This window comes from Blastomonas sp. 34TW, assembly GCF_059803595.1.
The window spans coordinates 126468-142761 of sequence record NZ_JAPFGW010000001.1 but is presented as its reverse complement, the minus strand read 5'-3'; the positions used below and the strand labels follow the sequence as shown (position 1 = coordinate 142761).

Here is a 16294-nt window from a genome sequence, read left to right as displayed (position 1 = left end):
TCACCCTCATCCAACTGCGCCTAGCCGGCTACGCCGACAAGGCTCCGTATCCTTCTCCCTGTCCAGGGAGAAGGACCAGCGCGCATCACTCCGCCGCCGCCTCGATCCGCACGAGCAGCGCCTCGACCTGCACCTGCGCGCCCTCGCTGGCGTTAAGTTCCGCCACCACGCCATCGAACGGCGCGACAAGCGAATGCTCCATCTTCATCGCCTCGAGCGTCAGCAGCTTCTGCCCCTTGGCGACCTGCTGACCCGCCGCCACATCCACCGCAATCACCTTGCCCGGCATGGGGGAGAGGATGGAGCCGCTGCCTGCCGCCGCCGCACCTGCATTGAATCGCGGCAGGCCAATAGCAAAGCTCTGGCCTGCCTTCGTTACCAATGCAGAATCTTGATCTATCGCTGAGGAATAGACATTGCCGCCGAAGTCCGGGACCTTGGAAAGATGATGGACTGTACCACCGGCCTGCAAGACCAATGCCGTCCTTTTGCCGCTGTTGAGCCTGAAGCCTTCCAGCAATTCGTTGTCACGCGAATGACGCGACGCGTCCGCATAGGCATGAACCAGGTGACGGCCAGCCTGACCGAGCAACTCATGATCAGGCTCTGCTGGCGGGATGAGAGCGTCCCCCTGCTCTGCAATGAAGGCTGTCGTGATCAGCGCAGATCGGAATGGTGCACTGCTTGCCGCCTTGTGCAAGAAACCTGCATTGGACTTGACCGGCCAGACCGCAGTGCCCTCAAGCGCGGATAGCAACCTGTCGACAGCATCATCCCGATCCGAACCATGGACGATGATCTTGGCAATCATCGGGTCATAGAATGGAGAAACAACCGACATTTCCTCGACGCCGGTATCAACCCGAGCTTCCTCTTCGGGAAGGCAATAGCGATCCAGCCTGCCGGTGCTGGGAAGAAATCCGCTCGCCGGGTCCTCCGCATACAACCGCGCTTCCATCGCCCAGCCGTTGATGCTGAGCTCCTCTTGGCGCAGCGGGATCGGCTCGCCGCTCGCCACGCGCAGCTGCCATTCGACCAGATCGACCCCGGTAATTTCCTCGGTCACCGGATGCTCGACCTGCAACCGCGTGTTCATTTCCATGAACCAGATGCGATCCGCGCGCAGCCCCTCGGAGCCATCGGCGATGAACTCGATCGTGCCTGCGCCCTGATAATCCACGGCTTTCGCCGCGCGCACCGCCGCGCCGCACACCGCTTCGCGCGTTGCCTCGTCCATGCCGGGCGCGGGGGCTTCCTCGATCACCTTCTGGTGGCGGCGCTGCAGCGAGCAATCGCGCTCGAACAGGTGCACGACGTTGCCGTGACTGTCGCCGAACACCTGCACCTCGATATGGCGCGGGCTTTCGATCCATTTTTCCAGCAGCACGACATCATTGCCGAAGCTCGCCGCCGCCTCGCGCTTGCACGAAACCAGCGCATCGGCGAACCCGGCGGGGTCATCGACCTTGCGCATCCCCTTGCCGCCGCCCCCCGCGACCGCCTTGATCAGCACCGGATAGCCGATGCGTTCGGCCTCTGCCGCGAGCCGCTCGGGGCTCTGGTCCTCGCCCAGATAGCCCGGCGTGGTGGGTACGCCGGCTGTGTCCATCAGCTTTTTCGCCGCGTCCTTGAGGCCCATGGCGCGGATCGAGTCCGGCTTGGGGCCGACCCAGATCAGCCCGGCGGCGATCACGGCCTCGGCAAACTCGGCGTTTTCCGAAAGGAAGCCATAGCCCGGATGGATCGCCTCCGCGCCGGTCGCCTTGGCGGCGGCGATGATCTTCTCGCCCACCAGGTAGCTCTCGCGCGCCGGTGAAGGTCCGATATGTACGGCTTCATCCGCCTTGCGCACATGCAGCGCCCTGGCGTCGGCGTCCGAGTACACCGCGATGGTGCGGATGCCCATCGAGCGCGCCGTACGGATGATCCGGCAAGCGATTTCGCCCCGGTTGGCGATGAGGAGGGATTTCAGCATGGGGTGTTCCCTTGAAATCCTCCCCGAGCTTGTCTCGGGGAGGGGGACCGCCCGGCCCTTGCCGGGTGGTGGAGGGGCAATCGCGCGACCGCGTAGTCGACAATGCCCTCGGCAACCTGCGCGCAATCCATCAATACGTCACTGGCCGGAACCCGCAGCGTTTCGATGCCTTGCGATGCCAGCCAGGCATCGCGTCGTTGGTCTCGCAGGGGTCGGTCCGCACAGTCATGATCCGAGCCGTCGATCTCGACCGCCAGACGAGCATCCGCGCAGTAGAAGTCGAGCACCAATTCGCCGCTTGGATGCTGGCGACGGAATTTGATGCCTTCGGGCGCGCCTTTAAGATGCTTCCAGAGAAGCACCTCCGGCAGGCTCATGACCCTGCGCAACCGACGGGCACGGGTGACTGCTCCGATTGCGGGCCTTGGGGCCTCATCCTTGAGCATGAAGAGCCCCTCCACCACCCGCTGCGCGGGTGGTCCCCCTCCCCGAGCGAGCTCGGGGAGGATTTTGGGTGTCCGCGCGTCCCCTCACATCCGGAACACCCCGAACCGGGGGGCCTCCTCGACGGGCGCGTTGAGGCACGCGGCGAACGCCAGGCCCAGCACGTCGCGCGTCTGTGCGGGGTCGATAATGCCATCGTCCCACAGCCGCGAGGTCGCGTAATAGGGGTTGCCCTCGTCCTCGTATTTCTGGCGGATCGGGGCCTTGAACGCCTCGGCCTCGCGCTCGTCCCATTTGTCGGCATCGCGGTGCACGGTCGCGAGCACGCTGGCCGCCTGCTCGCCGCCCATCACGCTGATGCGCGCATTGGGCCAGGTGAACAGGAAGCGGGGCGAATAGGCGCGGCCGCACATGCCGTAATTGCCCGCGCCGAAGCTGCCACCGATGAGCACGGTGACCTTGGGCACGCTCGCCGTCGCCACCGCCGTCACCAGCTTGGCGCCATGCTTGGCGATGCCTTCCGCCTCGTATTTGCCGCCGACCATGAAGCCGCTGATATTCTGCAGGAACAGGAGCGGAATGCGCCGCTGGCAGGCAAGCTCGATGAAATGCGCGCCCTTGACCGCGCTCTCGCTGAACAGCACGCCATTGTTCGCCAGGATCGCGACCGGCATGCCCCAGATATGCGCGAAACCGCAGACAAGCGAGCTGCCATAGAGCGCCTTGAACTCGTGGAACTCGGACCCGTCGACCAGCCGCGCGATCACCTCGTGCACGTCATAAGGCGCGCGGACATCGGAGGGGATGATGCCGTACAGCTCTTCCGCGTCGAATTTCGGTGCGCGCGGATCGCGGACATCGATGTCCGGCTTGGGGATCGGGCCGAGGTGCGAGACGATATCGCGCACGATGGTCAGCGCGTGCTCGTCATTCTCCGCGACATGATCGACCACGCCCGACTTGCGCCCGTGCAGGTCGCCACCGCCCAGGTCCTCGGCGCTGATCTCCTCGCCCGTGGCGGCCTTGACCAGCGGGGGACCTGCGAGGAAGATCGTGCCCTGGTTGCGCACGATCACCGTCTCGTCAGACATCGCCGGGACGTACGCACCACCCGCCGTGCAGCTGCCCATCACGCAGGCGATCTGCGGAATGCCCTTGGCAGACATGTTCGCCTGGTTGAAGAAGATGCGGCCGAAATGCTCGCGATCGGGGAAGACCTCGGCCTGGTGCGGCAGGTTCGCGCCGCCGCTGTCGACAAGGTAAATGCACGGCAGCCGGTTGGCCTCGGCAATCTCCTGCGCGCGCAGGTGCTTCTTCACCGTCATCGGATAATAGGTGCCGCCCTTCACGGTGGCGTCGTTGCACACGATCATGCATTGACGACCCGAGACGCGGCCGATCCCGGCGATCATGCCTGCGCCAGGGATTTCGCCGTCATATTGATCGTTTGCTGCGAGCTGGCCGATCTCGAGGAAGGGCGAACCCGGATCGAGCAACCGCTCCACCCTTTCCCGAGGAAGCAGCTTGCCCCGCGCGGTGTGCCGCTCCCGCGACTTGGCGTTGCCGCCGAGCGCCGCTTCGGCGACCCTGGCCCAGAGCTCATCGCGCAGCGCGCTGTTGTGCGCAAAGGCGGCGCGGTAGCTTTCCGAATTCGTGTCGATTTTCGTGTCGAGAACGGGAGCGGTCATTGCATAACTCCGTCATGCTGAACTTGTTTCAGCATCCATCGTGCCTGATGAGCCGAAGCCGCGTGGCGAGAAATGGACCCTGAAACAAGTTCAGGGTGACGGCTAAAGCATGAAGCCGACCAAATTCGCATCACCGCGCTCCGATCAGTTCGCGCGCGATCAGGAACCGCCGGATCTCGTTCGTCCCTGCCCCGATGTCATACAGCTTGGCATCGCGCAGGAAGCGCTCCACCGGCCAGTCGGTGGTGTATCCCGCCCCACCCAGCGCCTGGATCGCCTCGAGCGAGCATTTCACCGCATTCTCGCTCGCCAGCAAAATCGCCCCCGCCGCATCGAAGCGCGTCGTCTTGCCCGCATCGCACGCCCGCGCCACCGCATAGACATAGGCCCGCGCGCTGTTGAGCGCGACATACATGTCCGCGACCTTGGCCTGCACCATCTGGAACGCGCCGATCGGCTGGCCGAACTGCTTGCGCTCGCGCACATAGGGCAGCACCACGTCGAGGCACGCCTGCATGATGCCGAGCGGCCCGGCGGCCAGCACCGCGCGCTCGTAATCGAGGCCACTCATCAGCACGCCAACGCCGCCGTTCAGCGGGCCCATGACATTTTCGTCCGACACGAAACAGTCGTTGAACACCAGCTCCGCCGTGGGAGAGCCCCGCATCCCCATTTTCTGGATCTTCTGGCCGATCGAGAAACCCGGCATGCCCTTTTCGATGATGAACGCGGTGATGCCGCCCGATCCCTCGCCGGTCTTGGCATAGACGATCAGCGTTTCGGCATAGGCCGAGTTGGTGATCCAGAACTTGGTACCGTTGAGCCGGTATCCGCCCGCCACCGCATCGGCCTTGAGCTTCATCGAGACAACGTCCGACCCTGCGCCCACTTCCGACATGGCAAGCGACCCGACATGCTCGCCCGAGATCAGGCCGGGCAGATATTTCGCCTTCTGCTCCGCATTGCCCCAGCGGCGCAGCTGGTTGACGCACAGGTTGGAATGCGCGCCATAGCTGAGGCCCAGCGAGGCGCTCGCGCGGCTCACCTCTTCCATCGCGATGACATGCTCGAGATAGCCGAGGCCGAGCCCGCCATCCTCTTCGCCCACCGTGATGCCGTGCAGCCCGAGTTCGCCCATTTGCGGCCACAGTTCGACCGGGAACCAGTCCTCGGCGTCGATCTTCGCGGCGATCGGCGCAATTTTGTCGCTGGCGAAGCGCCGCGTGGTATCGCGGATCATCTCGGCGGCTTCGCCCAAAGCGAAGTCGAAATCGGGCATCATGGACATGGCGGCATCCTCTCCTGGAGCTCTGATCGCACCGGTTCTAGGGCCCCAAGTCAACAAAGGAAAATTGATATTGAAAGGGGTTTATCCTAGACGCTGTCTATGATCGAACGCTATCTGCTTCGCTATTTCCTCGCCGTGGTCGAACATGGCAATTTCACCCGCGCGGCGGAAAGCTGCAACGTCACCCAGCCGACGCTGTCGGTCGGCATCGCGCGGCTGGAGGAAAGCGTGGGGCAAAGATTGTTCCACCGATCGAACCGGCGGGTCGACCTGACGCCGACGGGCGCACAGTTCGCCGAACATGCGCGGCGGATCGAGGCGCAGTTCAACCTGGCCGAAGCCGCAATGAAGCAGCACCGGCCCGAGGCGATCGTGCGGCTGGGCGTGCTCTCCACCCTTCCCACCGCGATCGTCGCCGCGATGGCCGCAGCGCTCGCCGAATTGGACGGCATCCGCACCGAGTTCGTCGAGGGCCGCGCGAGCGAGCTGACCGACCGGCTGGAGGCAGCGCGGATCGACATGGCGATCACGATGGAGCCCCAGGGCCGGTTGCGCGCCGATTTCGAGCCGGTGGTGACCGAGGGCTATAGCCTAGCCCTGCCCGCCAGCCACCCGCTTGGCCAACGCAACGCCATCGCCGCACAAGAGCTGGCGCGCGACGTGATGCTGGTCCGCCGCCATTGCGAACTGCTTGGCCAGACCAGCCAGCATTTCACTGCCCGCGGCGTCCGCCCCTTCTTCGCCGCCCGCTCCCGCAACGACGACCGCATCCTGGCTCTGGTCGCCGCGGGCGTGGGCGTGACGGTGATGCCCGACTGCTTCACCGCGACAGGGGTGGCGCGGGTGTCGATGGAAGATTTCGCGCATGTGCGCACACTGGGGCTGCTGGTGCGCGAGACGGGGGTGGTGCCAGAGGCGGTGGTGGAGCGGGTGCGTGGGGTGTTGGGTGAGAGGATTGGGGGGTGGGATTAAATAAGACGGCAATCAGACATCCAACGCGACAACGAAGAGGCCAATTAGCTCAAACCTTCGGGTTTTTGGGCTGACTTCTACGAGCATCATCATTTGCGGCTTCAAGCCTGAAAATCGGATCACCTGCAGGACGCGGAAAATTCAGCTTCGATGCAGCCAAATTCATCTCCGATTTTCTTTCTTCACGATCCTCCGTTTCCGCTTCGCTATGACCCTCTGCCAATGGCGCTGGCAAATACCTTACATCGACAGTTAGTCCTCTTTCAATTCTAGCTAAGAACTGCTTAAGGGTAGCTCTCAATCCATTTTGCAATTCATTTGCACGTGCTTTGTCAGTAACTGAAAGAGTCAGCGCTGCAATTTTTTCATCAATTGCGCTATCAATCTCCTTAACAATCTTTTCCCCAAAAATATTCTCTATTTCTTCTGCACTAAAAGACTTTAGCTTTGCAGTCTGCGCGCGCACATTTCTGATGTCCTCGACCTTCTTCCATGTTTCCAAACACCAGTCAGTAATTCCCGCGATCGTTTTTGCCACGCCATACCCAACTATCAACCATACCAATGGATCGCTCGTAGATAACGCCCCTACAGATACTTCATCGGGATTTTCGCCCTCAGCCTCTGACACGAGCCGAATGAATTTTTTGATAAAACTAAGCTCGCCAATAAAAGAAGAGAAGTTATTATCAAATATTTCCCTCGGTATTTTAAAGCCTACCTGAGCATTTTCACTTTTATTTAAATGATCAAAAAAACCATAATAAATCAAACTCTTGAGGAGTCGACTTAAATTATCTATCTCCCGATTTCGATCATCTACCATTTCGGTCAATAGGTCGCGAACCACTGCAGGCGTGGCCGGATTCTCAATGATCGATTCATCTATTCTTGAAATTAGATCTGATGAGAATTCTTCACGGCAATTTATTTCACCAAGCCTATCCCATTCAGGTGGAGAAAGCGCACTGGAAAAATTTTCCACACTGGACCTTAGGCTATGCAGCGCTTCTGCGAAAGCAGTTTGGTATGTCGGCTCTTGGGGCGCACCAGCCATATTCGAAATCGCATCACGAGCTTGCTCCAAGTACAGCTGAACCTTAAATTCCTTTTCGTAACGAAGCACCTTTTCCAGCAAGCCTCGCAAAACTGCAGCATCCATTGTCCAAATCCCCTCAACCAGCAAACTAGCGAGAAATCGATTATTTGAATAGCCCCGCCTACTTTGACAAGAGAGTATGCCTCTCCTGCAAGGGGAGATGGCGGGCGGAGCCTGACGGAGGGGTGTCACCGGCGCGCGGGTGGACACCCCTCCACCACCCGCGTTGCGGGCGGTCCCCCTCCCCCAGAAAGCTGGGGGAGGATTTGAAGGCGATCAAAACCGCGCCGAGACCCCTACATACACCTGCACATCGGGCGTCGCCTGGTTGAGCCCGAAATTCACCCCGCCGTCGAGTTGCAGGTCGTTACCGAGCAGGTGCGCGATGGCGAGGTCGGCGGAATATTGGCGGACGGTGCCCGAGGGATCCCAGTTCTGCGAGGTCCACACTTCCGCGGCGACACCGGTGCGCTCGGACAGCTGATAGCCCAGGTTGAGCACGGTCTGCAGCTCCAGATGCCGCTCGTCGGGGTCGGCCGCGCCCGCGAGCAGGCTCAGCTGCGGGTTCACGGTCAGCGACCAGCGATCGGCGAGCGCATATTGGATCGGCACGCTGACCCCCGCCTCCCATTCGCCATTGCCGATGCCGGTCTTCGCGGTGGGTGCCTTGATATAGGGGATGAGGGCGAGCTCGAACCGCGCGTCCTTCGGCGTCATGCGCTGCTTGTAGCGCAGGACAATGTCGCCGAAGCCGGTCTGGCTAGCGGTGCGCCCGGCAAAACGGTTGCGGACCTCGACCAAGGGGGTCAGGGTCAGTTGCACGTCGCTGCTGTCGCTGAGGCCCAGCTTCATCGTCGGGCTGGCATAGGCGAACACGTCGCTGCGCGCGCTGCCGGCATTGAGCCGCGACCAGTTGATCGCCTCGAACTCGACCTGCACCATGCCCTTGGGCACGCTGCACGCATTATTGGCCTTGGTCGGCCGGTCGGTGCAGATCGGATCGTCGCCGATGGCCGATTGCGCCATCGCGCCGCTGGTGCACGCCATGCCCATCAGCAGTGCCATCAGACCCGCCCGCGCGGCTGCCCATCCCGTCATCTTCCAACTCCCCCTTTGACACAGCGATCGCTGCCCGCAAGGACAGTCGCCATAGCCGGGGCCTAGACCAGCCGGGATTATCCGAAAGTAAACATGGGCCGATAAATCCTTCGCGATGTCCGCAAAGGACCTATCGCCCGCGTATCAGCCCTCGGTCGTGGTATCGACGATCGGCGCTTCGGGGCCGTTCTTCTTCATCGATTCGATCGCGTTCTTGGCCGAGGCCTTGCTGGCATAGCCTTCGGTCGAGAACATCACTTCCGAATTATACTTGAACCGCACGCGAAACTCGCCGGCCTTGTCCTTGTAGATCTCGAAATGGTGCGCCATCGACTCGTCTCCCTCAAACTGGGGCGAGGATATAAAATATGGCGATCCGCTGCCAGCACAGTCAGCCGAAACGCGCAGGATTATACAACTGCCCATCCACCTCGTTCAGCATCGCATCGGGGGTGAGGCCGAGCAGCACCGTCGCGGCCAGGCGCGCGGCGGCGGGCGCGGTCTGGATGCCGAAACCGCCCTGGCCTGCGAACCAGAAGAACGCCGGTTGATCAGGGGCATAGCCGATGACCGGCAGCCGGTCGGGCGCGAAGCTGCGCTGCCCCGCCCAGCGATGCTCGACCGCCTCGATCCCCCAGTCCACCACCTGGGTGAAGCGGTCGATCGCAATCGCCATGTCGAGCTCGTCGGGCGCGGTATCGCCGGGCGCTTCGGGCGTCTCGTCATGCGGGCTGAGCCAGAGCCTGCCGGCTTCGGGCTTGAAATAATAGTCGCCCTTGACGCCCAGGGTCAGCGGCAGATGCACCACCGGCGCGGGACGGGTGCGCAGCTGCACGACGGTGCGGCGATAGGGCTGCACGCCGAGCGGGCGCACGCCGCAGCGGGTCGCCACCGGATCGGCCCAGGCACCGGCCGCATTGGCGAGGCGGGAGGCGGTCACCGACTGCCCGCCCAGCACCAGATGCCACTGCCCGCCGCGATACTCGGCATGCTCGAGCGGGGCCTTGAGCGCGATCTGCGCCCCGCCGCGCCGCGCAACCGAGAGGAAGGCCTGATGCAGCCCGCCGACATCGATATCCTGGCAATCAGGTTCGTACACGGCGGCCACGATGTCCTCAGCCAGCCCCGGCAGCAGCGCCGCGATCCGCTCGCGACCCCAGCGCTCCATCCGCACGCCCGAGCCTGCAAACTCCGCTTCGAACGCGTCGAGCAGCGGTTCCTCGCCCGCCCGCGCCAGCGTCAGCGCGCCGCGCGGGGCGAGGAAGCTGCGCTCCCCATAGCCGCCCGGCGGCGAATGCAGCCAGGGGCCGGACGCGGTGGTCAGCGGCTGGACCTTCGGCCCACCATAGCTTTCCGCCCAGAAGGCGGCGGAGCGCCCGGTCGAATGATAGCCGGGCCGGTCCTCGGCCTCTGCGACCAGCACGCGCGCATGCGGCGCGGTCTCGGCGGCAAGGCTCGCTCCGGCGATCCCGGCGCCGATGATGACAACGTCGTAATCGGCCATCAGGCGGCGGCCCCGGCCTTTTCGCTGTGCGCGGCGGGGGCCTTGCGCGCGAGGAAATCGTCGATGGTCGCGAGGATGCGGTCGCGGATCGGATCGACCTCGCGCAGCACCTCGTGCCGCGCCTCGCGCCCGAAGCTGAGCAGCTCGGCCCCCGGAATGCGCGCAGCCGCCGCGACCGTCGCCTTGTTGTCGACCAGCTGGTCGGCGCTCGTGCCGATCAGCAGCATGGGCACCTTCACCTTTTCCCAGGCGCCGGGGGCATTGAGCCGGATGATCGATTCATAGGCGCGCTCGACCCAGTGCCAGCTCGCCGGGCCCATCACCAGCTCGGGCCGCTCGGCCCACCACCACAGTTCGTCCTGATAGCGCGCATCGTCATGCGTCAGCAGCGTCTGGCGGATCGCGAGCGGCGACGCGGGCTTTTCGCTGACCTTCCAGGCGGGGCGTTCGGGCTTGCCGAAGCCGCGCATCAGCTTCGTCACCATATGCCCGACCGAGAGCGGCAGGCCGAGGCCCTTCAATCCCAGCATCGGCGCGCTGAGCACCGCCGCATCGGGGGTGATCCGCTTTTCCTGGATCGCGCGCGCGATCAGATGTCCGCCCATCGAATGGCCGACCACGACATAGAGGCCCGGACGCGAGACCACCCAGTCCGCCCAGAAGCCGCCAATGTCGTCGATCCACTGGCTGAAATCGTGGATATGGCCGACATATTGGTGATCGCTCATCCGGCCGCTGCCGCCCTGCCCGCGCCAGTCCGCGGCGGTGACGTTCCAGCCCTGGGCCTGCCAGTGCGCGAGCGTCTCGAGATATTTTTCGTAAATGTCGCCGCGCCCCGGCATGAACAGGATCGACCCGCGCGCGGGGCCGTCGGCCATCCAGTCGATGCGGCGCAGCGGCCAGCCATCGGCGGCGTTCCAGCGGCTTTCCACCGCGCCTGCCGGGATCGCGCGCCGGTCAATGGTTACTTTTTGGTAAGTCATGCCCGCTATACGCCAGACCCCATGGAAAACGGTCCTCTCGTCTACGGTCTGCTGGCAGCCTTGGCAATCGCGCTGTTGCACGCGGCCTATACCGACATCCTGCGGCGCGAGATCGAGGACTGGCTGAACGCAGGGATTGCGCTCGTTGCACCGGTGTTCTGGTGGGCCTGCGGGCTGTCCTTCTGGCCCGACATGGCGCTGCAACTGGCGCTGGGCGCCGGCGTTTTCGTGTTCTTTGCGCTGATGTTCGCGATCGGGGCGATGGGCGGCGGCGACGTCAAGCTGCTCGGCGCCATCGCCTTGTGGTTTCCATGGGTCGAAATGGCGCGGATCACGATCATCATGTCGCTGATCGGTGCGGCGCTCACCGTGATCGTTCTGGCCGAACACAAATGGAAGCGAAAGCCGGGTCAGCCGGAGGTTCCCTATGGCGTTGCCATCGCCATTGCGGCGCTTTGGCCCGTTGGCGAACGGTTTTTTAACCATTTTGCCTGAAAAGATGAACATTCTGAAGGGTTTTGGGGGCTGCAAACGCCATGGATAGACGCAAAGTAATCCTGCTTGTGGGCGCGCTGATGATCGCGCTCTGCACAGCCTTTCTGGCCAGAAGCCTGTTCACCGGATCGGCAGCGCCTACCGTCACGGCAGCGCCGCAACAGGCGGTGGCCACGGGTCCGCGCGTACTGGTCGCCAAGCGCTCGCTGCCGGTCGGCACGATCATCACCCCCGACAGCGTGGCCTTCCAGCCCTGGCCGAGCGAACTGGTGAGCAACGCCTATTTCCTCGAAGCCGATTCCAATATCGATTCGCTGCTGGGCACCGTCGTGCGCAACGCGGTGACGGCCGGACAGCCGGTAACCCAGGGTTCGCTGGTCAAGCCCGGCGATCGCGGCTTCCTCGCTGCAGCGCTCGGCCCGGGCATGCGCGCCGTCACCGTACCCGTTTCCGCCCGCACGGGCGTTGCCGGCTTCGTCTTTCCGGGTGACAGGGTCGATCTGGTGCTGACCCAGTCGATCAGCGGCGACAGCGGCCCCGCACTCAACGCCTCTGAAACCATCATCCGCAACCTGCGCGTACTTGCCACCGACCAGCGCGTGTCGGCGGAAGACGCCGAGGGCAAGCGCGAGGTCATCGCCTTCACCACCGTGACCGTGGAAGCCACGCCCAAGCTGGCGGAAAAGATCGCGGTTGCGCAGACCATCGGCACGCTCAGCCTGTCGCTGCGCTCGATCGCCGATAACGAGGCCGAACTCGAACGCTCGATGGCCGCAGGCGACATCAACCTGCCCGCCGGTGCCGATCGCAAGACCGAGGACAAGCTGCTCAAGGCACTGGCCACGCGTCCGGTCGATACCGACGTCACCTTTGTCACCGGCGGCGATGTATCGCGCTTCCAGCGTCGGTCGGTCCCCGTCTCGGGTTCCGCCAACCGCCAGAACGGCCCCAGCGCATCCAGTGCAGGCCCCATGCAGGTCGCAGCTCCGGCTGCACCGCCTGTCCCGCGTGGCCCCGTCGTACGCGTAGCTCGCGGCAATACAGTGACCGAAGTTCCGGTCGGAGGGAAATGACCATGCGTTTTTCCAAGTTCATCAAGGGCGCCCTGCTGGGTAGCGCCGTCGTGGCCACCGCATCGCTGACCGGACTGGTTCCGGCCATCGGAGGTGCCGCCCTGGCGCAGTCCGCCGTTCAGCGTCCGACCGAAACGCTGGTGCTCTCCATCGGTCGCGGCCAGCTGATCCAGTTGCCCGGCACCATGGCCGATCTGTTCGTGGCCGATAACAGTGTTGCAGATGTGCAGGTCAAGTCGGCCAGGCAGCTTTATGTCTTCGGCAAGGCCGGTGGCGAGACCACGCTCTATGCCAGCAACGCGGCGGGCCAGGTGGTCTATTCGGCGACCGTGCGCGTCGGATCGAACATCGATTCGGTCGACCAGATGCTGATGCTGGCCATGCCCGACGCCAAGGTGCGCGTCAGCACGCTGAATGGCGTGGTGCTGCTCACCGGGACGGTGGGTGCGCCCGAGGACAGCGCCGAGGCCGCACGCCTTGTCCAGGCCTTTGTCGGCGATAACGTGAAGGTCATCAGCCGCCTCTCCACCGCCACCCCGATGCAGGTCAACCTGCAGGTGCGCATTGCCGAAGTCAGCCGATCGCTGGTCAAGGAAATCGGCGCGAACCTGCTGACGCGGGACCTTACCGGAGGCTTCCAGTTCGGCGTCAGCCGCGCATCGCGCAATTTTGCGGCAATCGGCAACACGATTGACGTCAGCACATTGCCGCGCATCGATGCCTCGGCCCAGTTCGGCCTGCCCGCGGGCTCGCTCAGGCTGCCGTTCAACCCGTCGACCGGCCAGTTCGTCACCGGGGGGACCACCACCACCTTCAACAACGTGCTCGACGGCAAGACCGCTATTCAGGCGGCCGGACGTCTGTTCGGCGTCGATATCGCCAGCGCCTTCGACCTCGCCGAGCAGGTCGGGCTCGTGACCACGCTGTCGCAGCCCAACCTCACCGCGCTGTCAGGCGAAACCGCCGACTTCCTGGCGGGCGGCGAGTTTCCGATCCCGATCAACCAGGGCCTCGGCACCACGACGATCGAATACAAGAATTTCGGTGTCAGCCTGGCCTATACGCCGACAGTGCTGGCCAATGGCCGCATCTCGATCCGCGTCCGCCCCGAAGTGTCCGAACTGTCGTCCGCCGGATCGGTGACGCTGAACGGCTTTCAGGTGCCCGCGCTGACCGTTCGCCGCGCCGAAACCACGGTGGAACTGGGGTCGGGCGAAAGCTTCATGATCGCCGGCCTGCTCAGCAACAACTCGCAGAACCTGGTCGACAAGGCCCCGGGTCTCGGCGACGTGCCGGTGCTCGGCAACCTGTTCAAATCGTCCAATTTCCGCAAGGGCGAGACCGAACTGGTGATCGTCGTGACGCCGTATCTGGTGAAACCGGTCAATGCCAACGACATCAAGCTGCCCACCGACGGCTATCGCTCTCCCGACGATCTGCAGCGCCTGATCAACCATCAGAATGCGGATGGCGTTACGGGCGGCGATCGCCCCAAGCCGAGCGTTGCACCGACAGAAGGCACGGGCGGGCCGGATTTCGGCGCGCTGCCCGATCAGCCGCGCGCACTGCCCCAATCTGCGTCCAAGCCGCAGCGCGAGGCCAGACAGGGCAAGGTGAAACAGGGTGACAAGTCTGCCGGTCTCGCCGCGGCCCCCGGTTTTTCGTTCGATTGAGGCCAGACCCCGCTTTGAGGAGAATAGCAATGCGCGCTTATCATGCAGCTATCGCAGCAGCGGCCATCCTGACCTTGTCGGGTTGCGGCAACATGGCCAGCAACCGGGGCCTGGATAGCGTCCACCAGGCCGTCGTATCGCGGAGCAACTACACGCTCGACCTGAATGCGGCGGGTGGATCGCTGCCTGCGCAGGAGCAGCGTCGGCTGGCCGAATGGTTCCAGGCAATGGACCTGGGCTATGGCGACCGAGTCTCGATCGACGATCCGGCCGGCCGCAATGTCGTGGTCAAGTCCGCGATCGAGGCCGCAGCCTCGCGCCATGGCCTGCTGGTCAACGACGTGGCACCGGTCACCACCGGAGAAATCGCGCCCGGCGCGGTTCGCGTCGTGGTCACGCGCAGCACTGCCGAGGTGCCGGGCTGCCCCGATTGGAAGACCAAGCTCGAGATGAACTATCGCAACGCGACCAGCAGCAATTTCGGCTGTGCCTTCAATGCGAATGTCGCGGCGATGGTCGCGAACAAGGAAGACCTGGTGCGTGGCGAGCCGGGGGCATTGACCACCTCCACCCAGCGTTCGGACACCGCCATCAAGCAATATCGCGAGACCCCGCCGACCGGCGCTCAGGGCCTGAAGCAGGGCGCGACCCAGCAGGGAGGATCGCAGCAGTGAACGCACCCTGGAAACCGGGCATGACGGCCAATCGCGACCAGTTCGCGGCCTTTGTCTGTGACGAGGCGACGCTCGACATCGTGCGCGCGATGGCGATCAACATGGGCTGGCCGCCGGAAAAGTGCAGCAAGGGCGGCCTGCGCAATGCAGTCCAGTCGTTGTCGATCACCGCAAGCCCCAACATCCTGCTGGTCGATCTTTCGGAATCGGGCGATCCACTCAATGACATCAACGCGCTGGCCGAGGTCTGCGAGCCCGGCACCGTGGTGATCGCCATGGGCCAGGTCAACGACGTCCGGCTGTATCGCGACCTGATCGCGAGCGGCCTGCACGACTATCTGCTCAAGCCCGTGGGGCCGGATCAGATCCGCGATACCATCCTGCAGGCGCAGGCGATGCTGAACGCACCCAAGGCGGGGGAAGCGGCGATCGAGCGCGCGCATGTCGGCATCATGGTCATCGGGACGCGCGGCGGCGTCGGCGCATCGACCGTGGCGACCTCGCTCGCATGGCAGCTTAGCAAGAACGCCGGTCGCATGACCGCGCTGCTCGACCTTGACCTTCATTTCGGCACCGGCGCGTTGACCATGGACCTGGAGCCTGGCCGCGGTCTTACTGACGCGATCGACAATCCCAGCCGCATCGACGGCCTGTTCATCGAACGTGCGATGATCAAGGCCAATGACAAGCTGTCGATCCTGTCGGCCGAAGCGCCGATCAGCTCACCGCTGATCACTGACGGCACCGCCTTCTTCCAGCTGCAGGAAGAATTCCGCCACGCGTTCGAAAATACCGTGGTCGACCTGCCGCGCCAGATGCTGATCGACTATCCGCATCTCGTCGCCGAGACCAACATGGCGGTGCTGGTGACCGAGTTGACGCTCGCCTCCGCACGCGATGCGATCCGGCTGCTCGCCTGGCTCAAGTCGAACGCGCCCGCTGCGCGCGTGCTGGTGGTGGCGAACAAGGTGCAACCGGCCGCGCTGGAGATCAGCCGGGCCGATTTCGAGACCACGATCGAGCGCAAGATCGATTTCCTCATCCCCGCCGATCCCAAGACCGCAGCCCAGGCTGCCAAGCTGGGTCAGCCTTTCTGTGAGGCGGGCAAGTCGACCAAGGCCGGCGCGGTGATGAAGGCGCTGACCGACCGGTGCCTCGGCCTGGCCGAGGAAGAGGCCGCAGCGGAAAAGGACACCGGCGGCGCCAAGAAGTCGCTGCTCGGCAAGTTCGGCGATTTCAAGTCGCTGCTTCCGGCCAAGCCGGGCAAGGCCGCAAAGGCCGCCAAGAAGTAACCGGTACCGCCGCGCCATATCGGCCAGCGGCGGCCC

15 protein-coding genes are annotated in these 16294 nt (G+C 63.9%); 6 read left to right on the top strand and 9 right to left on the bottom strand.

The genetic code is table 11. The features are described from left to right. Positions 1-85: 85 nt before the first annotated feature. The 4 genes from OPU69_RS00675 to OPU69_RS00660 all read right to left on the bottom strand — a co-directional run bounded on the left by OPU69_RS00675 (position 86) and on the right by OPU69_RS00660 (position 5386). Positions 86-1975: an acetyl/propionyl/methylcrotonyl-CoA carboxylase subunit alpha gene (locus OPU69_RS00675; RefSeq protein WP_498508909.1), complete on the bottom strand. Its 1890-nt coding sequence runs from the start codon at positions 1973-1975 to the stop codon at positions 86-88. Next, positions 1969-2352, bottom strand: coding sequence for an endonuclease domain-containing protein (locus OPU69_RS00670; RefSeq protein ID WP_331710219.1), 384 nt, complete (start codon positions 2350-2352; stop codon positions 1969-1971). Before OPU69_RS00670 ends, OPU69_RS00675 begins: the two co-directional genes overlap by 7 nt. A 153-nt stretch (positions 2353-2505) precedes the next feature. Next, the gene (locus tag OPU69_RS00665; protein ID WP_060978038.1) at positions 2506-4107 is read right to left on the bottom strand and encodes a carboxyl transferase domain-containing protein; all 1602 of its coding nucleotides are present in this window, start codon (positions 4105-4107) and stop codon (positions 2506-2508) included. Between the two features lie 130 nt (positions 4108-4237). Further along, the gene (locus OPU69_RS00660) at positions 4238-5386 is read right to left on the bottom strand and encodes an acyl-CoA dehydrogenase family protein (protein ID WP_498509312.1); all 1149 of its coding nucleotides are present in this window, start codon (positions 5384-5386) and stop codon (positions 4238-4240) included. Between the two features lie 108 nt (positions 5387-5494). Here OPU69_RS00660 and OPU69_RS00655 point away from each other — a divergent pair, with 108 nt between their 5' ends. Further along, positions 5495-6367: a LysR family transcriptional regulator gene (locus tag OPU69_RS00655; protein WP_498508907.1), complete on the top strand. Its 873-nt coding sequence runs from the start codon at positions 5495-5497 to the stop codon at positions 6365-6367. A gap of 49 nt (positions 6368-6416) precedes the next feature. On the opposite strand, the gene OPU69_RS00650 is transcribed toward OPU69_RS00655, so the two are convergent. From OPU69_RS00650 to OPU69_RS00630, 5 genes are all read right to left on the bottom strand, one after another. Then, the gene (locus tag OPU69_RS00650) at positions 6417-7529 is read right to left on the bottom strand and encodes a hypothetical protein (RefSeq protein ID WP_498508905.1); all 1113 of its coding nucleotides are present in this window, start codon (positions 7527-7529) and stop codon (positions 6417-6419) included. Positions 7530-7742: 213 nt separating this feature from the next. Further along, positions 7743-8564: a transporter gene (locus OPU69_RS00645; RefSeq protein WP_498508904.1), complete on the bottom strand. Its 822-nt coding sequence runs from the start codon at positions 8562-8564 to the stop codon at positions 7743-7745. A 144-nt stretch (positions 8565-8708) separates the two neighbouring features. Continuing rightward, positions 8709-8894, bottom strand: a complete 186-nt coding sequence (locus tag OPU69_RS00640) for a YegP family protein (protein ID WP_023838955.1) — start codon at positions 8892-8894, stop codon at positions 8709-8711. Between the two features lie 61 nt (positions 8895-8955). Further along, positions 8956-10068, bottom strand: coding sequence for an NAD(P)/FAD-dependent oxidoreductase (locus OPU69_RS00635; protein WP_498508903.1), 1113 nt, complete (start codon positions 10066-10068; stop codon positions 8956-8958). Continuing rightward, positions 10068-11051, bottom strand: a complete 984-nt coding sequence (locus tag OPU69_RS00630) for an alpha/beta hydrolase (RefSeq protein WP_498508902.1) — start codon at positions 11049-11051, stop codon at positions 10068-10070. Before OPU69_RS00630 ends, OPU69_RS00635 begins: the two co-directional genes overlap by 1 nt. A gap of 21 nt (positions 11052-11072) precedes the next feature. Between OPU69_RS00630 and OPU69_RS00625 the strand changes: the two genes are divergently transcribed. Genes OPU69_RS00625 through OPU69_RS00605 form a run of 5 tightly spaced genes read left to right on the top strand, consistent with a single transcriptional unit; the run spans position 11073 to position 16258 of the window. Continuing rightward, the gene (locus OPU69_RS00625; protein WP_498508901.1) at positions 11073-11546 is read left to right on the top strand and encodes an A24 family peptidase; all 474 of its coding nucleotides are present in this window, start codon (positions 11073-11075) and stop codon (positions 11544-11546) included. A 41-nt stretch (positions 11547-11587) separates the two neighbouring features. Then, positions 11588-12619 (top strand): Flp pilus assembly protein CpaB, encoded by a 1032-nt coding sequence (cpaB, locus tag OPU69_RS00620; protein ID WP_498508900.1) that lies wholly within the window; start codon positions 11588-11590, stop codon positions 12617-12619. Beyond that, a complete protein-coding gene (locus tag OPU69_RS00615) occupies positions 12616-14292 on the top strand; it encodes a type II and III secretion system protein family protein (RefSeq protein ID WP_498508899.1) in 1677 nt (558 codons plus the stop codon). The genes cpaB and OPU69_RS00615 overlap by 4 nt, the downstream gene beginning before the upstream one ends. A gap of 29 nt (positions 14293-14321) precedes the next feature. After that, a complete protein-coding gene (locus tag OPU69_RS00610; protein ID WP_060978580.1) occupies positions 14322-14966 on the top strand; it encodes a CpaD family pilus assembly protein in 645 nt (214 codons plus the stop codon). Then, positions 14963-16258, top strand: coding sequence for a CpaE/TadZ family protein (locus OPU69_RS00605; protein ID WP_060978579.1), 1296 nt, complete (start codon positions 14963-14965; stop codon positions 16256-16258). Before OPU69_RS00610 ends, OPU69_RS00605 begins: the two co-directional genes overlap by 4 nt. The last annotated feature ends 36 nt before the right edge of the window (positions 16259-16294 follow it).

Coding starts and splice junctions, on each gene's coding strand:
- OPU69_RS00675 (WP_498508909.1), bottom strand. CDS start 1,975: ATGCTGAAATCCCTCCTCATCGCCAACCGGGGCGAAATCGCTTGCCGG.
- OPU69_RS00670 (WP_331710219.1), bottom strand. CDS start 2,352: ATGAGCCTGCCGGAGGTGCTTCTCTGGAAGCATCTTAAAGGCGCGCCC.
- OPU69_RS00665 (WP_060978038.1), bottom strand. CDS start 4,107: ATGACCGCTCCCGTTCTCGACACGAAAATCGACACGAATTCGGAAAGC.
- OPU69_RS00660 (WP_498509312.1), bottom strand. CDS start 5,386: ATGCCCGATTTCGACTTCGCTTTGGGCGAAGCCGCCGAGATGATCCGC.
- OPU69_RS00655 (WP_498508907.1), top strand. CDS start 5,495: ATGATCGAACGCTATCTGCTTCGCTATTTCCTCGCCGTGGTCGAACAT.
- OPU69_RS00650 (WP_498508905.1), bottom strand. CDS start 7,529: ATGGATGCTGCAGTTTTGCGAGGCTTGCTGGAAAAGGTGCTTCGTTAC.
- OPU69_RS00645 (WP_498508904.1), bottom strand. CDS start 8,564: ATGACGGGATGGGCAGCCGCGCGGGCGGGTCTGATGGCACTGCTGATG.
- OPU69_RS00640 (WP_023838955.1), bottom strand. CDS start 8,894: ATGGCGCACCATTTCGAGATCTACAAGGACAAGGCCGGCGAGTTTCGC.
- OPU69_RS00635 (WP_498508903.1), bottom strand. CDS start 10,068: ATGGCCGATTACGACGTTGTCATCATCGGCGCCGGGATCGCCGGAGCG.
- OPU69_RS00630 (WP_498508902.1), bottom strand. CDS start 11,051: ATGACTTACCAAAAAGTAACCATTGACCGGCGCGCGATCCCGGCAGGC.
- OPU69_RS00625 (WP_498508901.1), top strand. CDS start 11,073: ATGGAAAACGGTCCTCTCGTCTACGGTCTGCTGGCAGCCTTGGCAATC.
- cpaB (WP_498508900.1), top strand. CDS start 11,588: ATGGATAGACGCAAAGTAATCCTGCTTGTGGGCGCGCTGATGATCGCG.
- OPU69_RS00615 (WP_498508899.1), top strand. CDS start 12,616: ATGACCATGCGTTTTTCCAAGTTCATCAAGGGCGCCCTGCTGGGTAGC.
- OPU69_RS00610 (WP_060978580.1), top strand. CDS start 14,322: ATGCGCGCTTATCATGCAGCTATCGCAGCAGCGGCCATCCTGACCTTG.